We start from the raw sequence: 11,591 nt of genomic DNA on the forward strand, positions 1-11,591 counted from the left end.
CAATTATAATACTATGATTATTGGTTTAGATATTGGTACCTCATCTACTAAGGCGGTCGCTTTTGACCTTCACGGCGAAGTACTTGCACAACATGGCATTGCGTATCCGATCCTAATACCACAGGCTGGTTATTTTGAGCAAGATCCCAACGAAATCTATGCTGCTTGTATCAGCTCGGTAAGGGAGGTGATGAAGGTGCTGCGTGAGAAATATCCAGACGAAACGCTTCAAGGCATTTCCTTGAGCAGTGCGATGCACGCACTGATTGCGATGGATGAAGAAGGAAATGCCATTACCAATAGTATTATTTGGGCAGATCAACGAAGTGAAGCTATTGCCACTGCGTTTAAAGAAACACCAGAAGGGTTGGATCTTTATCTGAAAACGGGCACGCCGATCCACCCGATGTCGGTACTCTGCAAAATCAGGTGGATGAAGCAACACGCCAAAGACACCTTTGAGCGTGCGCATAAATTTATCGGTATTAAGGAATACCTATTCTTTCGACTTTTTGGAAGCTATGTGATTGATCATTCCATCGCATCTACCACGGGCTTGTTCGATATTGAGCATTTAAATTGGTACGAGCCTGCACTATCGGCCGCAGGCATCCAAGCCAGTCATCTTTCTGAGCCGGTATCCATTCTGCACACCATTCATTTGCAAGATGCCGAAAGAGCAACCGAGTTTGGTATTCCTGTCGGCACGCCATTCGTGATTGGAGCCAGCGATGGCTGTTTGGCCAATTTGGGCGTCGGCGCTACGCATCCCGGTATTGCATCCGTGACCGTCGGCACGAGCGGGGCCGTGCGCGTGATCAGCAATCGTGCCAGTGCAGATCAAAAACAGCGAGTGTTTAGCTACTTACTGCATCCGCAGCAATTTGTCGTTGGCGGCGCGGTGAACAATGGCGGTGTACTGCGCAATTGGTTTCGCGATACCTTCATGACCGAGTTGGCAAATTTGCCAGAAGATATCAATACCTCGCGCTTATTTGATGAAGTTATCAATTCGGTAAATCCGGGTTCGGATGGTTTGGTGTTTTTACCTTATCTCACCGGCGAACGTGCACCCCATTGGAATGCCAATGCCAAAGGTGTTTACTTTGGTATACAATTGCAACATACCAAAGGCCATTTTGGCCGTGCCATGATCGAAGGCATGTTGTTCGCGCTGTATAGCGTGGGGCTCGCGTTGGAGGAAACCACTGGCCCGATTCATACCATTTATGCAAGCGGCGGATTAGCACGTTCTCCAGTCTGGGTGCAAATTTTGGCAGATATATTTAACAAACCGGTTTTTGTGAAAGAAACGGTAGAAAGTTCTGCTTGGGGCGCTGTACTGATTGGTTTGGAAGCTTTAGAAATAAAGGGCAACGCAGAAAATCATCCCGCTTCAGAAAACGAAGACGATTCCTATGAGCCCAACAAAGAACATCACCTGATCTATATGAAAAACTTTCAGCAATTCGAACGCTTGTACGACAAGTTGAAAGACGAATTTTAACCAATATAACTCAAAAACGCATGCCTTTAGTCATAGTATTTTGTGGCGTTTTACTGCTTTTACTTTTAGTAACTGTCGTAAAACTCAATACCATTATTTCCCTGTTGATCACATCTATCGCCGTTGGCTTTGCCATGGGTATGGATAGTATGGATATTGTACGATCTGTAGAAGCAGGCGTAAGCAGCACCATGGGGCAACTCGCTTTGCTGCTCGCTTTTGGTTCAATATTAGGGAAGCTCATGGCCGATGGCGGCGCAGCCGAACGTATCACACGCGTACTGACCGATGTTTTTGGCGTGCGCAATCTACCTTGGGCGATGGTGCTCACCGGTTTTTTGGTCGGTATTCCTCTGTTTTATAATGTTGGATTTATTGTGCTCGTGCCTTTTGTATTCATGGTCTGCGCATCCAACCGATTACCACTGCTATATGTAGCCATTCCTTTATTGGCAGCGCTATCAGTCACGCATGGTTATTTGCCACCGCATCCGGGCGCTACCGCTATTGCCATCACCTATCAGGCAGATATTGGTCTGACGATGGTTTACGGCATTATCGTCGCTATTCCTGCGATCATTATAAGTGGCCCATTCTTCGGGCGTACGTTGAAAGGTATTGCCACCAATCCACCGCCAGAGTTATTTACCGTGCCCACGTCTACCGAAGGTCGACCAATGCCTAGTTTTGCCATCAGTTTGTTTACCGGATTATTCCCCGTTTTACTGATTGCCATTGGCTCATTTGCACATTTATTCTTGCCAGAAGGATCGACAGCTTTGGCTACGGTTCGCTTTTTAGGCGATCCCGTAATGGCGCTGATGGTTGCGGCATTGTTGGCGATGTATACGATGGGAATACGACAGGGAAGAAGCTTAAAGCAACAATCCGAAGGTATTGAAGATGCGATTCGAGGCATTACGATGATCTTATTTATCATCGGCGCTTCAGGGGTATTCAAGCAAGTGCTCGTCGATAGTGGCGTAGCGGTTTATATTGCCGAAAGTACGGCCGACTTAGCTTTGTCGCCTTTGGTGTTGGCTTGGTCCATTGCAGCTGTGATCCGCTTAGCTATTGGCTCTGCCACGGTGGCCGGATTGACTGCCGCAGGCATTGTGTTGCCTGTAATGCAAGCAACAGGAACGAGCCCTGAGCTGATGGTATTGGCTACAGGTGCAGGAAGTTTGATGTTTTCTCACGTGAACGACCCCGGGTTTTGGATGTTCAAATCCTACTTTGGATTAAGCATGCGCGATACCTTCCGTTCTTGGTCAGTGATGGAAACCTTGGTTTCCTTGATCGGATTGTTTGGCGTGATGGCGTTAAATTGGTTTGTCGGCTAAAGCAAGCAACTTAAACTCCTTATTTCTTATCCACGCTATACTTGCCAGCGCCCATCAACGCAAAGGCAACAAATACAAAAAACAACTCGATCGTATGCGATGATTTAGCCCAACCATGTCCTTCTCCTAAATGATAGATACTGGCCACCAACATCGTTCCAGCCATCACAGCACTTACGGGTCGCGTCCAAAGACCAAGCATGAATAACAGTGAGCCTAGCACCTATGCTCCAGCGGCTGCGCCGCCCCAAATTATCGGCATAAATGTAATGCCAACGTGTTTCATCGAATTTCCGATACTTTCTAGCTTTTCAACTCCACCACTAATTTTGGGGATTCCATGAAAAATAAGCATGCTGGCCCCAACTGCCAATCGAATAATGAGTAAGCCAATATCTTTTGCTTTTGTAGTTCTCATATTATGTAAGGTAAGTAAGTTTTATCCTATTATTCGCGACCGAAAGACGCGTATTTGCGCCAAATACAAGCGCATGATTATCCTTGATATGTCCTGCCGGAAAATCAAAAGCCACCGGGTACGCGTATTCTGCAACGATTTCTAGCACGATCTGGGGTATATCCTGCCCAAACGGCGGATCGCTCTCTCGAATGGCGGTAAATCCGCCCACGATCAGTCCCCGAAGTTTTGCTAGTTTGCCCGCTCTTTTCAATGTGCGCAGCATGCGATCGGTATTGTACAAAGCTTCACCCACATCTTCAATAAACAGAATCTTATCGTCATATATGGGATCCGACGCCGAACCCAAAATACTTTGCAGAATAGCCAAGTTACCACCAATCAGCACACCATCGGTTTCGCCATCCCGATGTGCAGCATTCGCGCTTGTATATTCTATCGTTGCGTCTTCGCCAAATAAGGCTTTGCGGAGCGATTCCAAAGAGGATGTCGTTCCTTTTTCAAAGCTTTTGGGCATCTGTCCGTGAATAGATGCTACGCCGGTTTGTCGTTGAATATGGCTATGCAACACCGTGATGTCGCTGAAACCAATCAACCATTTAGGGCTTTGTGCGAATGACCTGAAGTCGATAGCATCGATAATGCGTACCGTGCCATAACCACCTCGCGCCGCAAATACAGCTTTCAGGGCTACATCATCCAGTGCCTGTTGCAAATCTTCTTGCCGTAGCGCATCGCTACCAGCAAAAGTATGCCACGTGGCAGACACCGACGGGGCCACTAGTACTTGTAATCCCCAGCTTTTCAATATTCTAATGCCATCTGCTATGCCGCCTTTCACGGCGCTAGCCGTACACACGATAGCCACAGTATCCCCTTTTTTAAGGTAAGGAGGTGTTTTCATCACAAATCCCTTGTTATATAAATATAGTCCGCAAACCAATTATGAAATCGCGCAATTTGAGTTATCTTTGCTTTTACACAGCCATTCATCAATTGCTGTTTAATATTAACATTTATTTTCGAGATACATTGGATATTTTAAGTAAAAAACGTTATACAATAACTTCCGCTTTACCTTACGCCAACGGACCGTTGCATATTGGGCATCTAGCGGGAGCCTATATTCCAGCCGACATATTTGTTCGTTTTTTGCGGTTGCAGGGTAAAGATGTGGTGTATGTATGTGGCTCGGATGAGCATGGTGCAGCAATCACCATCAAAGCCAAAAAAGAAGGGGTAACACCCAAAGAAATCATTGATCAATACAACAAGCAAATCAAAGAAAGCTTTGAGGAGTTTGGCATTTCATTCGATATTTATCACCGTACATCCGAAAAGATTCATCACGAATTATCGCAGGATTTTTTCCTGAATCTATACAATAAAGGCGAGTTTATTGAGCGGTTCTCGGCGCAATATTTCGACGAAGAGTTTCAACAATTTCTGGCCGACCGCTATATTACTGGTACCTGTCCGCATTGCCAAAACGAAGGCGCATATGGCGATCAGTGTGAGAAATGCGGCACGTCGCTTAGTCCGACCGATTTGATCAATCCCAAATCAACGCTCAGTGGCAAACCTCCGGTATTAAAAGAAACCAAACACTGGTATTTGCCATTGGATAAATACCAAGCTTGGTTGGAGCAATGGCTGATCGAAGGCAAGAAAGATGTCCTAAAATCAAACGTATTCGGACAATGTCAATCTTGGTTGAAATCGGGCTTACAGCCCCGGTCTATGACGCGCGATTTGGATTGGGGTGTAGATGTTCCATTAGAAGAAGCCGAAGGCAAAAAACTATATGTGTGGTTAGATGCACCGATTGGATACATCTCCGCTACGAAACAATGGGCCTTGGATCACGGCAAAAACTGGGAAGATTACTGGAAAGCCAAAGAAAATAAGGAAGATGAATCCACGTTGATTCACTTCATCGGTAAAGACAATATCGTATTTCACTGTATTATCTTTCCGGCGATCTTGCATGCGCATGGCGATTATATCCTGCCGGAAAATGTGCCTGCCAATGAGTTTTTGAACCTAGAAGGGGAGAAGCTATCAACTTCACGTAACCATGCGGTGTGGTTGCATGAGTATTTGCAGGAATTTCCAGAGAAACAGGATGAGCTACGCTATGTCTTGACCTCAATATTGCCTGAAACTTCCGACAGTGAATTTACGTGGAAAGATTTTCAAGCTCGTGTGAACAATGAGTTGGTAGCCATCTTAGGTAACTTTGTGAACCGTGTCATGGTGCTTTCACACAAATATTTTGACGGCACGGTGAGCTTGGGCACGAAATTGACGCCAGAAGATAATGGCGTCTTTGAGGAACTGGCGAAATATCCAACACTGATTCAGCAATCTATTGCGCAATATCGCTTCCGCGAGGCGATGGCGCAATTTATGAATGCCGCACGCTTAGGAAACAAGTACTTAGCGGACGAAGAGCCTTGGAAAGTCGTGAAAACCGATGAAGAACGCGTGAAAACGGTGCTATTTGTGGCTTCGCAGATCGTGGCCAATTTGGCGATCATGGCACAGCCATTCTTACCAAAAACTGCCGACAAATTGTTTGATATGCTCAATCTGACGGCACAACCTTGGGAGCATGCTGGCCAAGCATCTTTGATCACCTCTGGACATCAGTTGAATGAATCGGCCTTATTGTTCGAGAAAATTACCGATGAGCAGGTGGAATTGCAATTGCAGAAGCTCGTAGAAGCGAAGGCTAACAACGCCAAGAAAGTCATTCCGGCTGCGCCGGCAAAAGCGAATATCAGCTTTGATGATTTTGTGAAACTGGATGTGCGCGTCGGAACTATTCTCGAAGCAGAGAAGGTGGCGAAGACAAAAAAGCTATTAAAGCTAAAAATTGATACCGGTATTGATCAACGTACCGTTGTTTCGGGTATTGCCGAGTTCTTTAAACCGGAAGATATCCTTGGCAAACAAGTCTCCATCTTAGTCAATTTAGAACCGAGAGAGATCAAAGGGATTATGTCGCAAGGAATGATCTTGATGGCCGAAGATGCTGATGGTCGTTTGGACTTCGTCCAACCGGGAAGTCAGATCCAAGTTGGTAGTATCATTCGGTAGATCATAATAGATCTTTGCGCTAAGCCTCAATAATCATCCTGTCAATCAATGTGATAGGATGATTATTGAGGCTTTTTACATTTCATATATAGCTAAAGTGCTACAATAAACACAAAAAGTCTATTAAATCTATAGTCTTTATGAATATTATTATATCTTTGTTTTTGTCTGTCGATTATCAGTCGATCAGCTTTTTATCAAGAGAGAGATGTTTATAATAAAAAAGAATTTTACGGTGTATCATCCCCCATTTATAGATTTTGTTAGACCTCGCCATCTCGTAGATCCCATGTGCATGTCCAATGCTTCCGCCAGGAAATATTAAACACACTATTTATCACACGCTATTCCCAATTTCATGCATAAGATCATACTAATTACAACAGTCTTTTTATTGGCCTCCTTCGCCGTCTTCGGACAGCAGAAGGCTACTTTACGCGGTCAAGTTGTTGACCATGAGAATCAACCAGTGCCTTTCGCTACCATCACCATTCGCGAAACGAATCAACGTTTTTCGGCCGATGCAGAGGGGAAGTTTTCGGTGATACCAACCGAAGCGCCGCCATTTCGAATCCGAGCCGCTTCGATCGGCTACCGTACGACGGAGCTATTGTTCGAAAATAAATCTTTCGAAGATGGGGTTACATTGCGATTAGAAGCCGAAAATCAAGTCCAGGAGGTGATTGTAACCTCACGTCGTCGACAAGAACAATTGCAAGATGTGCCAATTCCCATCTCGGTCGTGAGTGGCAAGTTTGTCGAAGAATCGGGCGCTTTCAACGTTAATCGTATCAAAGAGATTGTGCCGTCAGTACAACTTTACTCATCCAACCCACGTAATACGGGGATTAGTATTCGTGGTCTGGGCACCACCTTCGGTTTAACGAATGATGGTATTGACCCCGGTGTAGGTTTCTATGTAGATGGGGTATATTATGCGCGAAATGCGGTGACCACATTGGATTTTATCGATGTGGAGCAGATCGAAGTGTTACGTGGGCCTCAAGGAACTTTATTTGGTAAGAATACCGTGGCTGGTGCTTTTAATATCACCACACGTAAACCTACATTTTATAGTACGGCGGATGCCGAAGTATCATACGGGAACTATGGTTTTGTCCAAGCAAAAGGATCGATCAGCGGACCCATTACCAATAAAATTGCAGCAAGACTATCATTTAGCGGTACACAAAGAGATGGCTTGATCTACAATGTAGCAACACAAAAATATACCAATGAGCTCAATAATTTGGGTTTGCGTGGACAGGTGTTGTACCAACCATCCGACAAAGTCGATGTACTATTCGCGGGAGATCTTACGCGGCAACGGCCAGATGGCTATGCACAAGTTTTTGCCGGTGTAGCACCAACTTTACGTGCTGATTATCGGCAGTTTGAAAACATCATCGCTGATCTCAACTATGACCTTCCGTCCAGAAACCCATTTGATCGTATTATAGATCACGATACGCCTTGGCGTTCCGGTCAGGATTTGGGCGGTTTATCCGCCAATGTAGATGTCAAATTAGGCGGCGGTACACTGACTTCGACTACGGCTTGGCGTTTCTGGAATTGGGATCCTTCCAACGACCGTGATTTTACCGGTTTGCAAGCTTTAGCGCTTTCGCAGGCGCCATCGCGCCACGATCAATGGTCGCAAGAGGTACGTTGGGCAGGCGATTTTTCGTCGACATTGAGCGCTGTATTTGGGGTGTATGTGTTTGGACAAAAATTGGATGCCGATCCAGCACATACCGAGCAGGCCGGAGTAGATCAATGGCGCTTCGCGCAAAGTTCAACCAGCCCACTGTGGCAAACGCCGGGATTGTTCGATGGGTTGGGTATTCGTTCTTATCCAAGTATGCGGTCGTTTAGCGGAGCATTATTTACCCAATTCGACTGGGCTATTTTGCCTAATCTGCGCTTATTGCCTGGCTTGCGACTCAACTACGATGATAAATCCGTCAACTTTAGACGAGAAGTATTTGGTGGCTTGCAGACGGATGATCCAGCATTGATCGCCTTACAAAACGGGCTGTACTCCAATCAGGCATTTGAGGCTAGTGTAGATGATACCAATCTGTCCGGACAAATTACGCTCGCTTACAAAGCCAATGAGAAAATCAACACATTTGCCACCTTTTCTACCGGTTTTAAACCAGTAGGTTTGAACTTGGGCGGATTGCCAAATGAAAATGGACAACCGATGCTGGAGCTCGCCGTGATCCGGCCAGAACGTGTCACGCATTATGAAGTCGGCATCAAAACTAATCCAACGCCAAGTACACAGCTAAACTTGACAGCGTATAATACCGATGTACGCGATTATCAAACGCAGGTACAAGCGGCAGATCTGGCAGTCAACCGCGGCTATCTCGCCAATGCAGAAAAAGTACGCGTACGTGGTATAGAATTAGATGCCAATGCGCGCGTGCAAGATTGGCTTAGTGTATATGGATCTCTAGCGTATACCGATGGTAAATATATTTCATTTACCAATGCGCCGCCGCCATTGGAAGGCACGGGTGGACCGAATTTTGTTGATGTGTCTGGTGGCCGATTGCCGGGTATTTCAGAATGGGCAACTTCTTTCGGGGCAGAAGTAAAATCGAAATCAGCACGCTTCCTCGGGCAGCGCGGTGAATATTTCTTCGCGGCCGATGGATTTTACCGTTCTACGTTTTCGTCTAATCCTACGCCATCCGCCTATCTAGTCGTGCCCGGCTATACCTTAGTCAACCCACGCATTGGTTTTCGCTCACAAGATGGTGTTTCAGTCACTGTGTGGGCGCGCAATATCTTTGATAAAAACTACTTTGAACAATTACTTCCTGGTGCTGGGAATGCCGGCCATTATGCCGGTGTGCTCGGAGATCCACGGACGTATGGCATTACGCTGCGCTACGCCTGGAGATAAAATAGAAGAATACAAACTAACAAACCAAGCAACGCCCGCTTACTCCCCAATAAGGAGTAGCGGGCTATTTTTTTTCGAATAGATTTTATGGAAATTGGTATCTTCCGGCATCATTATGATAGCGAAGTAAAATACTTTAAATGGACGAACGCACATTGCTCATACGCTATAGACAGACCGGAAATCTGCAAGATCTGGGAGAATTATATACTCCTTATATGTCTTTGCTTTACGGTGTGTGCTACAAGTACCTGCAAGATCAGGATCAGAGTCAGGATGCGGTGATGCAAATCTTTGAAGAACTCGTCATTAAGTTGCGAACACACGAGGTAGATAATTTTAAAAGTTGGCTCTACGTGTATGCTCGCAACTATTGCCTTATGCAATTGCGAAAAGATAAGCGCCAAAACCGAATCCCGATTGATCAACACCTGACGGAGGTCGAAGCGCAATTATCTGTGCCGGACGAGGTCGTATGGCTAGAGCAGGATTTTGAAAAACTGGAGGTGTGCTTGGTCGGATTGATACCGGAACAAGAGCAGTGTGTACGCCTATTTTACCTGGAGAAGAAATGTTATAAAGAAATTGCAGCGATGACGGGTTTCGAGATGAATAAAGTGAAAAGCTATATTCAGAATGGGAAACGAAATCTGAAGCTGTGCATGGAAAAAATATAATGGACAATAATTATCAGTTATCTCGAATTCACAATTATGTGGCCGGGCTCATGAGCCGAGAGGATATGCATGCCTTGGAACGCGAAGCCATCAACGATCCTTTTTTGCAAGATGCGATTGATGGTTATAAGCTGCAGAATGGTGTAGAAACCGCCCCTCTGAGTTTGTTGCAAAAGCGCCTAGCTGCCCGCATAGAGCAAAGAAGTTTGGAGCGCAACAGACGATTCTTCGGCTGGCAAAGGCTCACCGTTGGGTTGGTGGCTGCTGTCATGTTTGTGGTCGTGTGTTCGCTGTTGGTGTTTCGTCATTTGCATCAAAAACCTGTTAGCTCCACACAAGTGGAAGGCATCACGATTATCACGCCTGCGCTTCGTGTGCAAGTGGTACCAGAAGAAAATTCGGATGCACGACCACTAAAAGGTTGGGATCGGTTTTCGCAAAAGCTCCACAAAAACCTGTCCTCGTATACGAGTGCGATCTCCGTCGATGTCCAATTTGATATCGTCAATGGGCATGCAGACGAAATCCGTATCAGCGGGACAAACGATAGTCATTTTGTCGAGAAGATCAAAGAGACGATTCAACAAGAACTACTTTGGGAAGGTGAAAAAGCACGTTTCCGTCTGCATATCGGTGCGGAGTAAATAAGGAAGTTATGAAGCGACTACAGGTCTTATTCACCATCGTATTGGGTTTTCTGCTAGCACATCAAGCTAGTGCACAAGAACCACTGAATTTGGATGCTTGGCTCAGACAGTATTTTGCGGAAGCTAATCTTCCATACCGATATATGGGCGGACGGATCACTATAAAATATACACCCGATAGCGATAATGCTGTTGTGATTGAGACTTCTCCACAACGTATTTTGGATCAGGAGTTTATTCAACACGCATCTTTGGCCCTTAAGGATTTATTGGTTTCTACAAACTCTCCGGCTATAGATCTGACAGCAGGTTTTAGGTTTGATGATCTGACCGACAAGTTATTTTTATCTCCATTGAAGTCGATGGACAAAATGAATAAGGCCTTTGTTACTTATTCTGTACATCCAGAAGTTCCTGGCGGTACGACGCAATTTTTAAAAAGATTGAATGATTATCTTTTGCAATTACCTGATTCGATACAGCAGCAGGTGGAAGGTCATTCTTTTCGCTTTGATGTCGAGAAAAATGGACATGTTACGGCATTAGATTCTACACCTATCGCCAAGTATTTGAATCCTTTTCTGATGCAGGATAGGAAATGGAAACCAGGAATTCGTTGTGGGCGACCGTTCAAAACTAAGGCTTCGCTAATCGTTAAAATAGAACCAAAAAAAGACGATGAACAAAATCCCTTCTATTATAATTCGGAACTCTATTTAGAAGAGTATGTGCTAGGGCTCGAAGATGAGAAAATCATGTATTATGATGGAAGTCGTCAGTGGAAAAGTCCCTACAACTCGATATCCTTTGTAGATAACAATGGAAAACCGGATGCTTTCGCGTATCATTGCGGGAATGTGGCCGATTGCAAACAGATGGAAGAACTAGTGAAAGGCAGCGAGCACTTCGGATGTTATACGGAAAGCACTATATATCGTCGCGTAGAATTCTATCGTTATTTAGAAGAATAAACTATCCTA

General features: G+C 45.2%; 10 protein-coding genes. 7 read left to right on the top strand and 3 right to left on the bottom strand.

What is annotated here, in order from left to right:
• Positions 1–13 precede the first annotated feature (13 nt).
• Together AC3IRT_RS01630 and AC3IRT_RS01635 are read left to right on the top strand one after the other, a co-directional pair.
• Positions 14–1,507: a gluconokinase gene (locus AC3IRT_RS01630; protein ID WP_489394806.1), complete on the top strand. Its 1,494-nt coding sequence runs from the start codon at positions 14–16 to the stop codon at positions 1,505–1,507.
• 20 nt (positions 1,508–1,527) lie between these two features.
• A complete protein-coding gene (locus AC3IRT_RS01635) occupies positions 1,528–2,850 on the top strand; it encodes a gluconate:H+ symporter (protein WP_489394807.1) in 1,323 nt (440 codons plus the stop codon).
• Between the two features lie 19 nt (positions 2,851–2,869).
• Here the strand turns inward: AC3IRT_RS01635 and AC3IRT_RS01640 are convergent, their stop codons facing one another.
• From AC3IRT_RS01640 to AC3IRT_RS01650, 3 genes are read right to left on the bottom strand one after another with little or no spacing between them, the layout of a single operon-like run.
• On the bottom strand, positions 2,870–3,052 hold the full coding sequence (locus AC3IRT_RS01640) for a DoxX family protein (RefSeq protein ID WP_489394808.1): 183 nt from the start codon (positions 3,050–3,052) through the stop codon (positions 2,870–2,872).
• A 21-nt stretch (positions 3,053–3,073) separates the two neighbouring features.
• Positions 3,074–3,268, bottom strand: a complete 195-nt coding sequence (locus AC3IRT_RS01645; RefSeq protein ID WP_489394809.1) for a DoxX family membrane protein — start codon at positions 3,266–3,268, stop codon at positions 3,074–3,076.
• Position 3,269: 1 nt separating this feature from the next.
• Positions 3,270–4,172 carry a S66 peptidase family protein gene (locus tag AC3IRT_RS01650; RefSeq protein ID WP_489394810.1) on the bottom strand — a complete coding sequence of 301 codons (903 nt, stop codon included), beginning with the start codon at positions 4,170–4,172 and terminating at the stop codon, positions 3,270–3,272.
• A 128-nt stretch (positions 4,173–4,300) separates the two neighbouring features.
• Between AC3IRT_RS01650 and metG the strand changes: the two genes are divergently transcribed.
• From metG to AC3IRT_RS01675, 5 genes are all read left to right on the top strand, one after another.
• Positions 4,301–6,370, top strand: coding sequence for a methionine--tRNA ligase (metG, locus tag AC3IRT_RS01655; protein ID WP_489396090.1), 2,070 nt, complete (start codon positions 4,301–4,303; stop codon positions 6,368–6,370).
• A 358-nt stretch (positions 6,371–6,728) separates the two neighbouring features.
• Positions 6,729–9,287, top strand: coding sequence for a TonB-dependent receptor (locus AC3IRT_RS01660; protein WP_489394811.1), 2,559 nt, complete (start codon positions 6,729–6,731; stop codon positions 9,285–9,287).
• 140 nt (positions 9,288–9,427) lie between these two features.
• Positions 9,428–9,964: an RNA polymerase sigma factor gene (locus tag AC3IRT_RS01665; protein ID WP_489394812.1), complete on the top strand. Its 537-nt coding sequence runs from the start codon at positions 9,428–9,430 to the stop codon at positions 9,962–9,964.
• On the top strand, positions 9,964–10,608 hold the full coding sequence (locus AC3IRT_RS01670; RefSeq protein ID WP_489394813.1) for a hypothetical protein: 645 nt from the start codon (positions 9,964–9,966) through the stop codon (positions 10,606–10,608). The genes AC3IRT_RS01665 and AC3IRT_RS01670 overlap by 1 nt, the downstream gene beginning before the upstream one ends.
• Before the next feature lie 11 nt (positions 10,609–10,619).
• A complete protein-coding gene (locus tag AC3IRT_RS01675; RefSeq protein WP_489394814.1) occupies positions 10,620–11,582 on the top strand; it encodes a hypothetical protein in 963 nt (320 codons plus the stop codon).
• Positions 11,583–11,591: the final 9 nt, after the last annotated feature.

Source organism: Sphingobacterium sp. KH_072 (assembly GCF_057837975.1).